The organism is Pseudomonas putida (assembly GCF_028682175.1).
Classification (GTDB): Bacteria; Pseudomonadota; Gammaproteobacteria; order Pseudomonadales; family Pseudomonadaceae; genus Aquipseudomonas; species Aquipseudomonas putida_AD.
The window spans coordinates 176,474-192,632 of sequence record NZ_JANHKS010000003.1; the positions used below are offsets into that span (position 1 = coordinate 176,474).

At 63.0% G+C, this 16,159-nt stretch carries 12 protein-coding genes; 6 read left to right on the plus strand and 6 right to left on the minus strand.

The genetic code is table 11. The features are described 5' to 3' along the window. The first annotated feature begins 1 nt into the window (after window position 1). The 4 genes from NPS29_RS03750 (at window position 2) to NPS29_RS03765 (ending at window position 4,090) form a co-directional block, all read left to right on the plus strand. Window positions 2–700, plus strand: a complete 699-nt coding sequence (locus NPS29_RS03750) for an RraA family protein (RefSeq protein WP_274130792.1) — start codon at window positions 2–4, stop codon at window positions 698–700. Between the two features lie 80 nt (window positions 701–780). Then, the gene (locus tag NPS29_RS03755; protein WP_274130793.1) at window positions 781–2,067 is read left to right on the plus strand and encodes a CitMHS family transporter; all 1,287 of its coding nucleotides are present in this window, start codon (window positions 781–783) and stop codon (window positions 2,065–2,067) included. A 9-nt stretch (window positions 2,068–2,076) separates the two neighbouring features. Further along, a complete protein-coding gene (locus NPS29_RS03760; protein WP_274130794.1) occupies window positions 2,077–2,778 on the plus strand; it encodes a TerC family protein in 702 nt (233 codons plus the stop codon). A 526-nt stretch (window positions 2,779–3,304) separates the two neighbouring features. After that, a complete protein-coding gene (locus NPS29_RS03765) occupies window positions 3,305–4,090 on the plus strand; it encodes a sulfite exporter TauE/SafE family protein (RefSeq protein WP_274130796.1) in 786 nt (261 codons plus the stop codon). Between the two features lie 72 nt (window positions 4,091–4,162). Here the strand turns inward: NPS29_RS03765 and NPS29_RS03770 are convergent, their stop codons facing one another. Then, complete coding sequence (locus NPS29_RS03770; RefSeq protein WP_274130797.1) at window positions 4,163–4,492, minus strand: hypothetical protein; 330 nt, start codon at window positions 4,490–4,492, stop codon at window positions 4,163–4,165. 228 nt (window positions 4,493–4,720) lie between these two features. Between NPS29_RS03770 and NPS29_RS03775 the strand changes: the two genes are divergently transcribed. Both NPS29_RS03775 and NPS29_RS03780 read left to right on the plus strand, forming a co-directional pair. Beyond that, the gene (locus tag NPS29_RS03775) at window positions 4,721–5,056 is read left to right on the plus strand and encodes a hypothetical protein (protein ID WP_274130798.1); all 336 of its coding nucleotides are present in this window, start codon (window positions 4,721–4,723) and stop codon (window positions 5,054–5,056) included. Window positions 5,057–5,221: 165 nt separating this feature from the next. Continuing rightward, window positions 5,222–6,607, plus strand: coding sequence for a methyl-accepting chemotaxis protein (locus NPS29_RS03780; protein ID WP_274130800.1), 1,386 nt, complete (start codon window positions 5,222–5,224; stop codon window positions 6,605–6,607). Between the two features lie 113 nt (window positions 6,608–6,720). Here NPS29_RS03780 and glgX read toward each other — a convergent pair whose 3' ends face one another. The 5 genes from glgX to treZ all read right to left on the minus strand — a co-directional run bounded on the left by glgX (window position 6,721) and on the right by treZ (window position 16,152). Further along, on the minus strand, window positions 6,721–8,907 hold the full coding sequence (glgX, locus tag NPS29_RS03785) for a glycogen debranching protein GlgX (protein WP_274130801.1): 2,187 nt from the start codon (window positions 8,905–8,907) through the stop codon (window positions 6,721–6,723). A 175-nt stretch (window positions 8,908–9,082) separates the two neighbouring features. Further along, window positions 9,083–9,466, minus strand: coding sequence for a DUF2934 domain-containing protein (locus NPS29_RS03790; RefSeq protein WP_274130803.1), 384 nt, complete (start codon window positions 9,464–9,466; stop codon window positions 9,083–9,085). Between the two features lie 17 nt (window positions 9,467–9,483). Further along, window positions 9,484–12,282 (minus strand): malto-oligosyltrehalose synthase, encoded by a 2,799-nt coding sequence (locus tag NPS29_RS03795; protein WP_274130805.1) that lies wholly within the window; start codon window positions 12,280–12,282, stop codon window positions 9,484–9,486. Continuing rightward, on the minus strand, window positions 12,279–14,348 hold the full coding sequence (gene malQ / locus NPS29_RS03800; protein WP_274130806.1) for a 4-alpha-glucanotransferase: 2,070 nt from the start codon (window positions 14,346–14,348) through the stop codon (window positions 12,279–12,281). Before malQ ends, NPS29_RS03795 begins: the two co-directional genes overlap by 4 nt. Next, window positions 14,338–16,152 carry a malto-oligosyltrehalose trehalohydrolase gene (gene treZ / locus NPS29_RS03805; protein WP_274130808.1) on the minus strand — a complete coding sequence of 605 codons (1,815 nt, stop codon included), beginning with the start codon at window positions 16,150–16,152 and terminating at the stop codon, window positions 14,338–14,340. The genes malQ and treZ overlap by 11 nt, the downstream gene beginning before the upstream one ends. Between the last annotated feature and the right edge of the window lie 7 nt (window positions 16,153–16,159).

Consider the following 16,159-nt stretch of genomic DNA (forward strand, 5'->3'; position numbering starts at 1 on the left):
CATGACTTCCACTTCTCAACAACAATGGCCGGCCGGTTATCGCATCAACCCTCGGGTCGAAAGCCTGAGCGCCGAGCTGATCGAGGCCTTTCGCGCCATCCCGGTGGCCGTCGCCGGTGACTGCATGGGCCGTTGCATCGGCGCCCGTGGGCTGAAGGTCTATCACGGCGACCTGTCACTGAAGCTCTGCGGCCCGGCGTTCACGCTGCGGGTTCGTCCCGGCGACAACCTGATGGTGCACAAGGCGCTGATGATGGTGCAGCCAGGCGACGTGCTGGTGATCGACGGTGGCGGCGACGTCAGCCAGGCGGTCATTGGTGGACTGGTGCGCACCACGGCGCTGCGGGTCAAGCTGGGCGGTATCGTCATCGACGGCGCCGTGCGGGATCTGGAAGAGCTGGCCGAGGGCGTGATTCCGGTATTCGCCGCCGGTCACACCCACCGCGGCCCGAGCAAGGACGGCCCGGGTGAGATCAACGTGCCGATTGCCTGCGCCGGCCTGTGCGTGCTGCCGGGCGACCTTGTGCTGGGTGACGCCGACGGGGTGATTTCGATCCCGGCCCAGGATGCCGCCGCACTGCTGCCCAAGACCCTTGCGCACCTGGATCGCGAAGCGGCCATCCGCGAGACCAATCGCCTGGGCACTGCCAACCCCGAGCGTTTCGATTCCCTGTTGCGGGAGAAAGGCTTGCCGGTCTGATTCGACCCGACGCTGCGGGCGCCTGATCTTGCCGGTCGGGCGTCATCGACCTGTACAACTATAAGAAACAGGAAACGACCATGCTGATGATCCTCAGCTCCCTGATGTTGCTGTCTTTCATTTATTTCTTGATGAGCAAGCGCCTGTCGGCGTTGACTGCTCTGATCCTGATTCCCACGGTATTCGCGGTCATTGGCGGCTTTCACGCTGAGCTTGGCAAGTACGTGATCGATGGCCTGAAGATGGTCGCGCCCAACGGCGTGCTGATGATCTTCGCCATGCTGTACTTCCTGACCATGACCGAGGCCGGGATGTTCGATCCGCTGGTGGCGCGGATCGTCGGCGCGGTGAAGGGCGATCCGGTGAAGATTTTCATCGGCACCGTGTTGCTGGCGTTCGTGGTCGCGCTGGATGGCGACGGGGCGACTATCTATATGATCGTGCTGTCGGCGTTCCTGCCCATCTACAAGCGCCTGGGTTTGTCGCTGCCCATGGTCTGCTGCCTGTTGTTGCAGGTTTCGGGGCTGGGCAACATGGTGCCCTGGGGCGGCCCGACGGCGCGCGCCGCCACCGCGATGCATGTGGATGTGGGCGAGATGTTCGTGCCGATGCTGCCTGCGATGCTGGCGTGCGTGGCCTGGACCTTCGTGCTGGCCTGGCTGTTTGGCCGCCGCGAGCGTGCGCGGCTGGGCGGCGCCATCGACGTCAATGGCGACTTCTCGGAGCTGGGGGATCATCGCGGGGGCGGCTGGCGCTTCTACTTCAACTGGGCGTTGACTGGCCTGTTGATCCTCGGTTTGTGTCTTGAGCTGTTTCCGCTCAGCTACCTGTTCATGATCGCCGCGTGCCTGGCGCTGGTGGTGAATTTCCCGGGCCTCAAGGAGCAGCAGGAACAACTGGCCCTGCATGCGCCGCCGATTCTGGCCGTGTCGAGCCTGATCTTTGCGGCGGGTGTGTTCACGGGCGTGCTCAGCGGAACCGGCATGGCCAATGCCCTGGCGACGGGCTTGCTCAGGGTCATTCCTGACAGTTTCGGACCGTTCATGGCATTGATTACCGCTCTGTTGAGCATCCCGGTCACCTGGTTAGTCTCCAATGATGTGTTTTATTTCGGTATCCTTCCGATCCTTGCCGAAACTGCCCAGCATCATGGGATCACCGCCATTGAAATGGCCCGTGCTTCGTTGGTCGGGCAGCCGGTACACATTCTCAGCCCGTTGGTGGCGTCGACCTACCTGGTGGTGAGCATGCTCAAGCTCGACTATGCCGAGAATCAGCGCTTCACCCTCAAGTGGTCGGTCATCAACAGCCTGATCCTGCTGTTGGTATCCCTTGCCACCGGCATTTTTCCATTGTTCGTTCGATAAGGTTTGTACATGTCCTGGTTCACCGACCCCGCCATCTGGACCGCACTGGCCCAGATCATCGCCATCGACCTGCTGTTGGGCGGCGACAACGCCGTGGTCATCGCCATGGCCTGCCGCAAGCTGCCGCGCAATCTGCAGGGCAAGGCCATTTATGGCGGCATGCTCGGGGCCATCGTGTTGCGGGTGGTGATGCTGTTCTTCGCCATGCAGTTGCTTGCGTTGCCGTACCTGAAGCTGGTGGGCGCGGTGCTGCTGTTGTGGGTCGGGATCAAGCTGGTGGCCCATCAGGACGATGGCGATGAGGAAATCGACGGCGGCACGCGGTTGTGGACGGCGATCAAGACCATCATCGTCGCTGACGTGGTGATGTCCCTGGACAACGTGCTGGCCGTGGCGGCGGCGGGGGACGGCAATATCTATCTGGTGGCGGCGGGGGTGCTGATCAGCATTCCGGTGATCGTGCTGGGCAGCCGTCTGGTGCTGGCGGCGATGGAGCGTTTTCCGATTGTCGTGCAACTGGGTGGAGCGCTGATCGGCTGGATCGCCGGTGGCATGGTCCCGGGTGATCGTGCGCTGGATGCCTGGCTCGTCGATGCCGGCTGGGTGCACTACCTGGCAAGTGCCATCGGTGCCGCGCTGGTGCTGGCAGTCGGAGCCTGGATGCGCCACCGCAGCGCGGCCCAGGCCGAACCACAGAAGATCAATCCGTAAACCCACGCAGTCCCGTAGCAGTCCGGCTTACCGGCGACGGCGATCTTGAAGCCGCCCCCGCCGGCAAGCCGTGCTGCTACGGGGTTTGTGTGAATCTCAATCCCAGTCCCACCCCGATCCGTAGCAGCCGGGCTTGCCCGCGGGTCGACCTTGAGGCCGCCACGCCGGCAAGCCGTGCTGCTACGGGGTTTTGTGTGAAGCCCAACTCTAAGTCCACCCCAATCTCGTAGCAGTCCGGCTTGCCGGCGACGGCGATCTTGACGCCGCCCCCGCCGGCAAGCCGTGCTGCTACGGGGTTTGTGTGAATCTCAATCCCAGTCCCACCCCGATCCGTAGCAGCCGGGCTTGCCCGCGGGTCGGTCTTGAGGCCGCCACGCCGGCAAGCCGGACTGCTACAGGATTGAGTGTGTGATATGCGCACTAATGGTTATAACGATAGATCGTTTCGGTCTACGTTTTTCATAAGAAAACTGGCTATCCTGCGCGCCAGCTTTTTCTCGCATGTGCGCATCGGTCAGGCAGAACAATGGATTTTGGCAATATTGGTTTCGTCGTCGCAGGCCTGGTGGTCGGCTTCATCGTAGGCATGACTGGCGTCGGTGGTGGATCGCTCATGACGCCGATCCTGTTGTGGTTCGGCATCAACCCGGCAACGGCCGTGGGCACTGACCTGCTGTACGCCGCCATCACCAAGAGCGGCGGGGTGCTGGTTCACAAGAAGAACGACAACATCGACTGGCGCATCACCGGCTGGCTGACACTGGGCAGCGTGCCCGCCGCCGGACTGACCTTGCTGTTTCTGCACAGCCTGTATGCCGCCCCCGAGTCGATGAACAGCGTCATCAAACAGGCGCTGGGCTTTGTGCTGTTGCTGACTGCCCTCGCGATCTTCTTCAAGAAGCGCCTGCTGGCATTCGCCCATCGCCATGCCGGTGACCGCTATCGCTTGAGCGACCGCAGTCTGAACATCCTGACCGTGCTCACCGGGGTGCTGCTGGGTGTGATGGTGGCGCTGACGTCCATCGGCGCGGGGGCACTGGGCACCGTGGCGTTGTTCCTGCTGTATCCATTCCTGGACACCCGTCGTCTGGTGGGCACCGAGATCGCCCATGCCGTGCCACTGACGCTGGTGGCAGGCCTCGGCCACGCCAGCATGGGCAACATGGACTGGTCAATGCTGGGCTTCCTGCTGATGGGCTCGCTGCCGGGGATCTACATGGGCAGCCACCTGACCGGGCGCATCCCCGATGGCGTGCTGCGGCCTTGCCTGGCCGTGATGCTGGTCGCCATCGGTTACAAGCTGGCGTTCTGACCCGGTTTCAAGCACACAGCAAAACGCCGCTGATCCCCCGTCGTGGAGGGGATCAGCGGCGTTTTTCATTGCTTAGCAGAGCTTGTCGATGACCCGTACGCCCGACGCCTCGCGTACCTGGCCCCACTCACTGCTCAGGGTGTCGAGCACCCGGCCCAGGAACTGTTTGTCGGCGGCGGCCTTCTTGCCGACATAGCCCTGGCCCTTGCGGTACATCTTCAGCCGCGCACGCATGTGCGGATGCTGGTCGTCGAACTCCTGCTCCTCGGTGCAGGCACCCAGGCCTTCCATGTGCACGTTGCCTTCCTTGCAGACCCAGAGAATGTGGCTATCGAGGGAGTCCTTCTGTGCAGCGAACAGTCGAGCCAATTGGTCAATGGTAGGTTGATTGTTCAAGTTCATGATTGGATACCCCTTTTTGCCCACTGATTAATCTATCTGGTTAGTTCACACGTTATGGCGAATCGTCCATCGGTTCGCAGTCCTTCTGTTGCTGACATTAAAGGTCCGTCGATACACAGAGCCGGTGCCGGGCGGCGCGGATGTAGTGTCGATGAGAGGCTGCTACGAGCGGGGGCGAAACGAGGAGAGTGAGAAACAGCGGACGTCCAGAGACACTGGCGACGATGCGTGGTCGACCACAAGTGTCATGAGGATGTTTCGCCAGCGCTCGGCCCAGTCGAGTCGATCCTGCCGGTTCAGCTTCATCAATCTGCCTTGTGGGCAGCACACATCCAGAGGTTGTTCGACGGCTATGTCGAACGGGCCCGGAATACTTTTGCCAGCTCTCCCGATCGGGGAGACGGCTTCACTATGCCGGTGGGAAAAACCTTCGTCAACCATTTTGTAGTGATTTTTTTCATGAACTACATATTTTGTAGTTTTGATACCGAAAGTCCTTTCGTGACTACAAAGTCAGTGAACACGGGCCTTTGCGGGAGGCAGGCGCTCTGCCATGGGCTTTGACCTGGCTCAGGGAGCGGGTTGGCCGTGCTGCACCAAAAGGGTCAGGGGGATTGGCGGCGATGTCGAAAATCGTGCGCTGGGAAGGGTTTTGAGCGCCTGAATGGAGGGGTTTGGTGATGGCACTCTGCTTGCAGTCTTTGGGGAACATTGCGAAGGAGTTGCCAGATGTTTTCACTGCGCGCCAATAAATACCGGGTCCAAGACGATGACCTGCTCAACCTGCTGTTCGACCGCCTGGACCTGACCGTGCAATTGTCCGGGCCGTCGCCGCTCAACAGGCGCTTGAACGGCTTTACCCAGACCTTGCACCAGCGCCTGGGTGAGAGCCTGGCCGCCAGCGTGGACATTGCTGCCCATGCGCCCGAGCTTGCGCGGATCGCCCGTGCCACTGAACAGAGTGGGCAGACCCTGGCCCAGGCGTCGGAGCTGATTGCCAGCGCCAGCGAGCAGGTCAGCACGTCACTGGACAGCGAACTGGTGCCCGGCGCGGCAGAGGTTGCCAAGCTTTCCAGTGAAGTCGCATCGACTCTGCGCCAGTGCCAGCAGACCGGCGAGCAGGTGCTCGACCAGGTCAATGCCATCGGTGCCAGCGAAGAGACCCTCGATAAGGTGATCGGGCAGTTGTTCGGGCAACTGGAGGAGGTGAGCCAAGTGCTGGGCGTGATTGCCAGCATTTCGCAGCAGACCAACCTGCTGGCCCTCAACGCGGCTATCGAAGCGGCGCGCGCAGGGGAGCACGGGCGCGGCTTTGCGGTGGTCGCCGATGAGGTTCGGCGCCTGGCCGGGCACACCACTGAGTCCACTGGGCGGGTCAGCCAGATCATCGAGCGCTTTCGCGCCGACATGGATCAATTGGGCGCGGCCGGCAAAGTGATGCACGCGGCGGTGGCCGATGGCCGGGCGGGCATGACCCGCATGGGGGAGGACCTGTTGGGGACGCAGGCGGCCATGGATCAGCTCGATCAGCGAGTCGGGCATATCGCATCCGGCACCGAACATATCGGGATCGCCGTGCATGCGATCAACCGTGACGTGCAGAACATCGCCGGGGTCGCCGCGCAGTTGCTGGGCAACGCCGGGCAGGTATTGACTCACAGTGATGCGGTGCGTGTCAGCGGGGATCGCTTGCTGGACGGGCTGGGCGGTTTCGGCCTGCAGATGCACAAGGCCATTCAGGGCAGTGTCGAACGGCTGGCCAGCGAGGCGGCGTTGCATGGGGATCTACAGGGCGCCGAACGCTTCATGCGCGACACGCTGCAACGGGATCAGCGCTTCGAGCTGTTCTACATGGTTGACCGCAACGGGGTGCAGATCAGCGAAAACATCGGGTTGGAGGGCAATGGCAAGGGGCTTAGTTGCAGGGGTCGCAACTGGTCCCAGCGGCCATGGTTTCGCGCCGTGGCCGAACAGTCCGCCAGCCACATCACGCCGGTGTATCGATCATCGGCTACGGATGATTTCTGCATCACCGTCTCGGTACCGATCTTTGCCGGCAATGGGCAGTTGAGCCGGGTGCTGGCGGCGGATGTGCGGTTGTCGGCGTTGATGTGAGAATCACCCGAGCGACGGAATACCCAAACGACGACATACATGGGATTTGCCTGTGGGAGCGGGCAAGCCCGCTCCCACAGAAATCGATGTGCAAAAAAGTATCGGACTCTGGCTTAGCCCTGATCTTCCTTCTGCAACTCGAACAACAGCAACGAGCGCGGTGACACGGTGTACTCGGAGTTGAAGGCAAAGTGGTCCTTGCCGCGGATGTCGGGCTGGTCGGTGTCGATCAGGCTGACCCAGTCGGTGCCTTCGGGCACTTGCGGCAGGGTGAAGTTGACGCCTTCGTGGTGGGAGTTGACGATCAGCAACAGGGTCGCCTCCGAGCCGCGACGACGAATCCCGGTCTCCTGGGCGCGGCCGTCCATGAGCATGCCCAGGCAGCGTCCGTTGGCGTCATGCCACTGCTCGATGGTCATCTCCTCGCCGCTCGGGGACAGCCACGTCACGTCCTTGACCCCCAGCTCCTCGTTGTAGTCGCCGACCAGGAAGCGTCCGCGACGCAGGATCGGATAGGTCTTGCGCAGCTTGATCAGGCGCTGCACGAAGCGATGCAGCGCGGTGCCGTCTTCGTCCCATTCCCAGTTGACCCAGCCAATTTCACTGTCCTGGCAATAGGCGTTGTTGTTGCCGTGCTGGGTGCGGGCGAACTCGTCACCGGCCACGATCATCGGCGTGCCCTGGGAGAACAGCAAGGTGGCGAAGAAGTTGCGCATCTGGCGCAGGCGCAGCGCGTTGATCTCGGGGTCTTCGGTCGGCCCCTCGACGCCATGGTTCCAGGAGCGGTTGTCGTTGCTGCCGTCCTGGTTGTTCTCGTCGTTGTCTTCGTTGTGCTTGTCGTTGTAGGACACCAGATCGTGCAGCGTGAAGCCGTCGTGCGCGGTGACGAAATTGACCGACGCATAGGACCTGCGTCCACGCTGGTTGAACATGTTGCCCGAAGCGGTCAGGCGGCTGGCGAGGTCGGCCAGTTGCCCTTCATCGCCTTTCCAGAAGGCGCGCACGGTGTCGCGAAACTTGTCGTTCCACTCTGCCCAGCCCGGTGCGAAATGCCCCACCTGATAACCGCCGGGGCCGCAGTCCCAGGGCTCGGCAATCAGTTTGACCTGGCGCAGGACCGGGTCCTGGCGGCAGGCGACAAGGAAACTGTGACGCTCGTCGAAGCCATCGTGGTAGCGGCCGAGGATGGTCGCCAGGTCGAAGCGGAAACCGTCGACATGCATCTCGGTGGCCCAATAGCGCAGCGAGTCGGTGACCATCTGCAGCACGCAGGGATGGCTCAGGTCCAGGGTGTTGCCGGTGCCTGAATCGTTGATGTAGAAGCGTTTGTCGTCCGGCATCAGGCGGTAGTAGGAGGCGTTATCGATGCCGCGCATGGACAGGGTCGGGCCACGCTCGTTGCCTTCGGCGGTGTGGTTGTAGACCACGTCCAGAATCACCTCAAGCCCCGCATGGTGCATGTGCGCGACCATTTCCTTGAATTCGGCGATCTTGCCATGGGCGAGGAAACGCGGGTCCGGGGCGAAGAAGGCGATGGTGTTGTAGCCCCAGTAGTTGGTCATGCCTTTCTGCAGCAGGTGCTGGTCGTTGACGAAGGCGTGGATCGGCAACAGCTCGATCGAGGTCACGCCCAGGCCCTTGATGTGCTGGATCACGTCATCGACCATCAGGCCCGAGAACGTACCCTTGAGCTCATCCGGCACAGACGGGTGACGCATGGTGAAACCGCGGGTGTGGGTCTCGTAGAAAATGGTTTTTTCCCACGGCACGTTGACCCGTTGATCGCGACCCCAGGTGTAGGCCGGGTCGATGACCTTGCACTTGGGCACGAACGGCGCGCTGTCGCGCTCATCGAAGCTCAAGTCGTCATCGGGGTGGCCAATGGTGTAGCCGAACAGCGCTTCGGACCATTTCAACTGGCCGACCAGTTGCTTGGCATAGGGGTCGATCAGCAGCTTGTTGTGGTTGAAGCGATGGCCGTTCTTCGGATCGTACGGGCCGTAGACGCGATACCCGTAGACCAGCCCCGGATGGGCGTCCGGCAGGTAGCCGTGGAAGATCTCGTCGGTGTATTCCGGGAGTTCGATACGCTCCAGTTCCGTCTCGCCGGTGGAGTCGAACAGGCACAGTTCTACCTTGGTGGCGTTGGCCGAGAAGATCGCGAAGTTGACCCCCAGGCCGTCCCAGTTGGCGCCGAGGGGGAAGGGCAGGCCTTCACGGATGCGGGTTGCGTTGGCCTGCGGGCTGTCAGCCTTTGGGGTGTCATTCTGGGGGGCGGTGTTTTTCTCTTGCTTGCTCATGGTGATTCCTGAAATTCGAATGATTTCCTGAAGGCGAACAAAACCTTTGTCGCAGGAGGGCTGCGCCAATGATCAAAAACAGGCAGGTGAATACCGCAGGGGGTTGTGATCGTTTTCAGGCGATCCCTGCGGCAGGGGTTTTGTCAGACGATGCTCGTTCGTCTGTTGCGCAGGCTCACGGCGCCGGAGGCTTGGCCGCCGGGGCCTTTTTCGCGGCCGGCTTGGCGGCAGGTTTTGCCGCAGGTTTGGCTGGCGCTGGCTTGTCTGCCCCGCTGGCGGCTACCTTGGGTTTGGCTGGCGCCTTGGCAGCAGGTTTGTCAGCAGCCTTGGCCGCAGGTTTCGCTGCAGGCTTTGCGGCAGGTTTCGCCGCTGCAGCCTTGGGCTCGGCCTTGGGTTTTGCAGCGCCCTTGGCAGCAGGTGCCTTCTTCGGCGCCTTGGCTTCGGCTTCCGCCAGTTTGCGAGCCATCTCCCAATGACGTGCATCCTGACCGTGAGGCTTGCCCTCGGTTTCCCAGATTTGGTGGGCCAGCTCGCTGATACGTTTCTCGTCGGCACTCATCTCGACACTCCCAGGTATTACAAGGTTTGTATTAGCAGATTTACGGAAAATTCCTTGAGCGCTGCGCTGAGCGACATTTCCTTGTTGGTTGTGACTGTAGCCTGCGAGAAAAGTCCCTTCCAATTTGGATCTGAATCAGCGAACGGCAGGATGATTCGTGTATCGCCCCAATTTGCCGCGTTGATGAATGGAGTTTGCGCGGTGCCCAATAGTTCAGCCGGCAAACGTGGAACCACAACGATTGCCCGGATACCCTCCGATTCCCGGGCGAACGCCATGATGTGCGTGGCCTGCTCGCCGACCACTTCAAGCGGTGTGTAGCGGCCCTCGGCAAACAGCGCAGGGTGTTGTTTGCGCAGCATGAGCACCTGCGCGATCAACGCCTGCTTGATGCGTCCGTCCTGCCAGTGCGCCAGGAGTCCGGCCGGTGTTGCAGCCTGGCTCAATGCGCGCTCGCGAGCGGGGTAATCCACTGGGCGACGGTTGTCCGGATCGACCAGGCTGAAATCCCAGAACTCGGTGCCCTGATACAGATCAGGCACGCCGGGCACGGTCATGCGCAGCAAGGTTTGCGCCAGACTGTTCAAGGCGCCGGCGGGCGCGATGCGGTTGGCCGTCGCGCCGATGGACTGACGCAGCGCCAGCGCATCGGGGCTGAGCAATAACTGCTGCAGAAACTCGCGGCAGGCGCTTTCATAAGCCTCGTTCGGTGCGCTCCAGCTGCTTTGCAGCTTGGCTTCGCGCAGGGCCTTTTCCTGCCAGCGGGTCAGGCGTTCGGCATAGGCCTGGAAGGCTTCGTCGCCGGCAAGGTCCAGCGGCCAACTGCCGAGGATCGCCTGGTACAGCATCAGTTCGTCGCCCGGGCTGATCGCCGTATCACCGGCCTTGAGCGGCGCCGACAACGCGAGCCAGCGCTCGACCTGTTCGGCGTACCAGCCGGCGTTCTCGCTGAGCACGGCAAGGCGGGTGCGGGTGTCTTCGCCGCGCTTGTGATCGTGGGTGGCGGTGGTCAGCAGGTTGTCCGGGAAGGTCGCACCACGCTGGATGCACACCTGGTGAAAGTCCTCTACCGGCGCACTGAAATGTTGCGGGTGGAAGCCCACATCGTTGCGCGACAACAGCACGGCCGAGCGGTAGAAAGAGGTGTCTTCCACCGACTTGGCCGCCACCGGTGAGGTCAGTTGCTGGAAACGGTTGCCGGCCTTGCGGCGCATCTCGCGCAAAGGACCGGTGGGGTAGTCGCGCAGGCTTTCGCCGCCGAGCCAGCGTTGCAGGTAGTCGAGCACCGGCCAGTCGCCTTCGCTGAGCATGTCCCGGGCGCCGGCCATGGCCTGGTCGAAGAAGCGCTGGTCCTCGGCCGAGCGGCCGCAAGCGTTGATGTAAGTGCGATAGACCGGGAAGTTGCCCACCAGCGCCAGCAGCGAGCGACGGATCGCACCGAGGGTCAGGTCGCGGCTCATTACATCGCTGCGGGCCACTTGCAGCAGGGCCTGGGCCAGGTTTTCGAAGTCACCGGCCAGGGTGCCGTGGAGCACCAGGTCGCGGGCTTCGAGCACTTCCAGGTTGAAGTCGGCGGTGCGACCGCTGATCCGGCTCCACAGCTCGCCGAGGATTTCCTCGCCCCTGGGGTCGTGTTGCAGCAGCGACACCTGGTTCATGAACTCGTAGCCGGTGGTGCCGTCCACGTTCCAGTCGCTGCGCAGTTGCTCGTCGGGGCCGAGGATTTTCTCGACGAAGATCGGCAGGTGCGCAAGTTCAGTGCCCGCCGGACGCCGCGAGAGCAGGCTGTCGACGCGACGGCGCAACTTGCGGCAATAACCCCGAGGGTCGGCCAGGCCGTCGATGTGATCGATGCGCAGGCCGTCTACAAGGCCTTCGGCGATCAACTGGAAAATCTTCGCGTGGGTGGCTTCGAACACCTGGGAGCGCTCGACCTTGAGGCCGCCCAGCTCGTTGATGTCGAAGAAGCGCCGCCAGTTGATGTCGTCGCCTGCGGTGCGCCAGCTGGCCAGGCGATAGTCCTGTTGCTCAAGCAGGCGGTGCAGGCGTTTGAAGCCATCAGGCTGGCGTGAATCGAACTGCTCAAGCCCGGTCTCGATGGCCTCGATCAGCGCGGGGTTGGCCTTGAGCAAGTCGGCCAGTTCGTCCTTGAGCTGCTGGGCCTGTTCATAGGCCTGCGGATGGTTGTCCAGCCGGGCGAAGGCCTGGGTCAGGGCCTCGAGCTCGGGGCGCCGCGCGGCGTTGAGCAGCGGGGCGTAGGTGCCGGGGTTGATCGGGAAGTGGTGCTGATAATGCTCGACCCGGAAACTGCCATGCTCGGCATCGAAGCGCAGCGGCACTTCGCCGTTCTGCAAGACGGTGCCGTAGTCGGTGCTCAGGAAGGGTTGCAGCAACTGGCCCTTGAGCAGCGGGTCGGGGGAATTCCACTGGATGTCGAAGAACTTCGCGTAGGGGCTGCGCTGGCCCCATTCGAGCAGGTCGAGCCACCACGGATTGTCCGCTCCGCCGACGGCCATGTGGTTGGAAACGATGTCCAGAATCAGCCCCATCCCGTGCTCGCGCAGCGTCGCCACCAGCCGGCGCAGGGCAGGTTCGCCACCCAGCTCCGGGTTGATGATGCGCGGATCGACCACGTCATAGCCGTGCATGGACCCGGCGCGGGCCTTTAGCAGCGGCGAGGCATAGAGATGACTGATGCCCAGGCTTGCGAAGTAGGGCACCTGTTTCGCGGCATCGTCCAGGGTGAAGTCTTTATGAAATTGCAGGCGCTGGGTCGCCCGCAGCGGGCTCAAGACGGGATTGACCGGCGGGTTCATTGGTCACGCTCCGCTGCCTGTTGCCGCGCAGCGGCGAGGATTTCCAGACGCCGTGCGGCGTTGGCGTTGTCCAGCAACCCGGCACTGTCGCCGGGCAGGCGCCTGCGCCAGTTGGGGTGGCTGTCGATGGTGCCGGGCAGGTTGGCCTGCTGTTCGATGCCCATGGCGTCTTCGATGGGCAGCAGCACCAAGGGCGCACGGGTGTGGCCCAGATAGCGCACGCTGCCGTCGATCATGTCGCTGTCGTTGCTGTCGTGCATGCCGTAGTTCAGGCGCAACGCAGCGCGCAGGCCTTCACGTTCGCGTTCGCGGGCTTCGCGCCATTGGCGTTCGGTGTCGTCGTCGATGTGGCCCAGGGTCTTGTTCCAGTCGATGTCCAGCTCGCTGAGCCAGCCGGTAAGGGTGGGCAAATCGTGGGTGCTGGTGGTCGCCAGGGCATCGTCGGACCATTTGATGATCGGCTTGAAATGGGCGTTGTCCTGCTCGAACAACAGCACACGCATGCCCAGGATGGCCCGGGCCGAAAGCTTGTCGTGCAGGCCCTCGGGCACCGTGCCCAGGTCCTCGCCGAGGACCACCGCCTTGTGTCGCCAGGATTCCAGGCACAACAGGCGCAGCATGTCGTCCAGCGGGTAATTGAGGTACGCGCCCTCGCTTGGCGGTGAGCCCAGCGGCACCACCCACAGGCGTTGCAGGCCCATCACGTGGTCGATGCGCAGGCCGCCGGCGTGGGCGAAGTTGGCCCGCAGCATTTCGATGAAGGCGCGAAAGCCATTGCGCTTGAGGCCCGTGGGCGAGAACGCCGAGATCCCCCAGCTTTGCCCCGAGCGGTTGAGAATGTCGGGCGGCGCGCCTACGGTCAGTGCCGAGAGCAGTTCATCCTGGCGGCTCCAGGCCTGGCTCCCGGCCCCGTCGGCACCCACGGCAAGGTCGCCGATCAAGCCGACGCTCATGCCGCTGCCGCGCGCGGCGGTCTGCGCCCGCTCCAAGCCTCGGGCGATCAGCCACTGGGCGAAGGCGTGGAAACCGATCTGCTCGGCGTGGCTGGCGGCAAACTCGTCGATGGCCTGGCTGCGCGGGTTCTTGAACTGTTCGGGCCACTCGTGCCAGTTGCCGCTGATGCCGAGTGTTTCACACTGGTCACGCAGGGCCTCGAAGCGGCAGTGGTTTTCCAGTGCCTCGCCACCGGCGTGACGGAAGCTCTTGAAGTCTTCGTGCAGCGGATTGCCACTGGCGATGAACGAGGCGTACAACGCACGGAAAATCTTCCATTTGGCCGCCGCAGCGGCGGGCCAATCGATCAGGGATTGTTCTTCCAGACGCTTGAGTTCTTCACCCAGGCCCGTTTCGTCGATGGCGGTGCGCAGGGCCCGCTCGCCGAGAATTGCACCGGGGGCCGCGTACAGCGCATTGAGGAACAACCGGCTCGATGGCGAGTAGGGACTGAAGCGCTCGGTGTCGCTGGCGAACATCGCGTGCACAGGGCTGATGGCGATCGCCGCGGCACCGCGCTCCCCGGCTGCCCGGGCAAAGGTTTCCAGCGCCTGGGTGTCGCCGAAGCCGCCGTCGCCACTCCTGCGCAGATAATAGAGTTGCAGGGTCAGACCCCAGGCACGGGGCACGCTGGTATCGGTGGCCATGGCCAGGCTGTAGGCGGTCCTGGGCGCCACGGCGATGGTCAGGTGCTGGCCGTCGATGGCCAGTTGCTGATAACCGACGGTGGCCAGCGCGGGCAGCTCGGCATTAGCGGTGAGGTTGGCCTCCAGGCGCGAGCCGTCTTCGAGTTCGAGCACGAATGGGGTGTTCGGCTTGAACCATGCCGAGAGGTCGAGGTTGCTGCCGTGATCCACCGTCAGCAGCGGTGGCGGGGTGGTCGATTGGCTCTCGTGCCGCAGGCGCTCAAGGCTGGCAGCGATCTGTGAGTCGTCTGTGGCGGGGTGGCCGAGACTTTCGAGTACCTTGCGCAGCACGTCGGGGCTGACCCGCTGCGGTCGTGCGTTGGCGTCTTTCCAGTCGACCGACAATCCCGCCTCGGTCGCCAGCATTTCCAGTTGCTCATTGCTCATCCGTATCCTCCGCAACGTCACTCGATATCAGGCTGACAATGGCCGTGTAGGGATTGAGGCTGCCCCGGCGTGAAAGTTCTGCCGATTGTGGATGGGATTCATGAAGAACATGCTGCACGCCATGGCTGTCGACCTGCACGCTGTGTTCGCTGAGGTTCAGATCAATGCGCAGCACCTGGCCGTCGCCCATCTCCCAGCGTGCACTGACCGCCTTGTCGGCCAGCACCTGGGCACCCAGCGCCCTGGCGCCGGCCAGACGCGGCACGATGTGCGCGTGGCGGACCGCGAGCAGTTCGCGGTACAGCGCCTGCCAGTTGCGATGATCCTGCCCCAGGTCGGTTTCCAGCAGCAGTGCGTCGGCGGCCGGGCGCGAGGAGCGGAAAGTCTGCAAGGCGTTGGGGTCGGGGATGCGTTCACGTCGAGCAGGATCCGCGAAGGCGGCAAAGTCGGCGAACTCTCCGCGCCGCCCTTCGCGCACGGCATCGGCCAGTTCATCGTGGAAGTCGGTGAAGAACAGGAACGGCTCGCTGGCCCCCCATTCATCGCCCATGAACATCAGCGGAATCATCGGCGACAACAACAGCAAGGCCGTGGCCGCGCGCAGTGCAGGGGCCGGGCAGAGTTGAATCAGGCGCTCGCCCAGGGCGCGGTTGCCGATCTGGTCGTGGTTCTGCAGGAACAGCACGAACGCGGTCGGCGGCAGATGGGCGCTGGGTTCACCACGGGCGTGACCATGGCGGGTGGTTTCGCCCTGATAGACGAACCCCTCGCCCAACAGCCGCGCCAGCTTGTGGGTAGGCTGCTCGGCGAAGTCGGTGTAGTAGGCGTCGGTTTCGCCGGTCAGCAGAACGTGCAGGGTGTTGTGGCCGTCGTCGTTCCATTGCGCGTCGTAACCCTTGGTGATGTGGCTGGCCTGGTTGAATTCGTTTTCCAGGGTCAGCCACACATGCCGGGAGGGCGGAACTGCCTGACGAATCCGCTGGGCCATTTCCTGCAGGAAGGTCGGATCTTCGATGGCGTGCACGGCATCGAAACGCAGGCCGTCGAAGCGGTAGTCGAGCAACCACATCAGGCTGTTGTCGATGAAAAAGTCGCGCACCTCGCGGCGGCGGAAATCGATGGCATCGCCCCAGGGCGTCTTCTTGTCGCTGCGAAAAAAGTGTTTGGCGTAGGCGTTCAGGTAATTGCCGTCCGGCCCGAAGTGGTTATAGACCACGTCCAGAATCACCATCAGGCCCAGGCCGTGGGCGGTGTCAATCAGATGCTTGAGCTGCTCGGGCGTGCCGTAGGAAGACTGTGGTGCGTAGGGCAGCACGCCGTCATAGCCCCAGTTACGCTCGCCGGGAAACTGCGCGATGGGCATGAGTTCGATGGCCGTGATGCCGGTATCCACCAGCCGTTGCAGGTGCTGCTCGACCCCCGCAAAGCCGCCGAGGGCGCCGACGTGCAGCTCGTAGATGACCGCCTCGTGCCAGGGGCGTCCGCTCCAGGCACTGTGCTGCCATTCGAAGGCGTTGTGATCGACGACCCGGCTGTAGCCATGCACCTCGCTGACCTGAGCCCGGGAAGCCGGGTCAGGTACCTTGAGGTTTTCATCGATGGTGTAGCGATAGCCTGTGCCTGCCGGGCATCGGGTATCAAGGACGAACCAGCCGTTTTCCTGCGGCAGGAGGGCCAGTGATGGCCCGTCCTCTAACTCCACGCTGACGTAGTAGGCATCCGGTGCCCAGAGGGCGAACCGGGTGTGTTCGGGATCCAGCAAGACGGCGCCGTGGCGCCAGCTCTCATCCGTGCGCGATGGCATCCGTTAC

What these genes read in the sequence shown, in the direction of transcription:
- NPS29_RS03750 (WP_274130792.1), top strand. Translation starts at nt 2, where the DNA reads ATGACTTCCACTTCTCAACAACAATGGCCGGCCGGTTATCGCATCAAC.
- NPS29_RS03755 (WP_274130793.1), top strand. Translation starts at nt 781, where the DNA reads ATGCTGATGATCCTCAGCTCCCTGATGTTGCTGTCTTTCATTTATTTC.
- NPS29_RS03760 (WP_274130794.1), top strand. Translation starts at nt 2,077, where the DNA reads ATGTCCTGGTTCACCGACCCCGCCATCTGGACCGCACTGGCCCAGATC.
- NPS29_RS03765 (WP_274130796.1), top strand. Translation starts at nt 3,305, where the DNA reads ATGGATTTTGGCAATATTGGTTTCGTCGTCGCAGGCCTGGTGGTCGGC.
- NPS29_RS03770 (WP_274130797.1), bottom strand. Translation starts at nt 4,492, where the DNA reads ATGAACTTGAACAATCAACCTACCATTGACCAATTGGCTCGACTGTTC.
- NPS29_RS03780 (WP_274130800.1), top strand. Translation starts at nt 5,222, where the DNA reads ATGTTTTCACTGCGCGCCAATAAATACCGGGTCCAAGACGATGACCTG.
- glgX (WP_274130801.1), bottom strand. Translation starts at nt 8,907, where the DNA reads ATGAGCAAGCAAGAGAAAAACACCGCCCCCCAGAATGACACCCCAAAG.
- NPS29_RS03790 (WP_274130803.1), bottom strand. Translation starts at nt 9,466, where the DNA reads ATGAGTGCCGACGAGAAACGTATCAGCGAGCTGGCCCACCAAATCTGG.
- NPS29_RS03795 (WP_274130805.1), bottom strand. Translation starts at nt 12,282, where the DNA reads ATGAACCCGCCGGTCAATCCCGTCTTGAGCCCGCTGCGGGCGACCCAG.
- malQ (WP_274130806.1), bottom strand. Translation starts at nt 14,348, where the DNA reads ATGAGCAATGAGCAACTGGAAATGCTGGCGACCGAGGCGGGATTGTCG.
- treZ (WP_274130808.1), bottom strand. Translation starts at nt 16,152, where the DNA reads ATGCCATCGCGCACGGATGAGAGCTGGCGCCACGGCGCCGTCTTGCTG.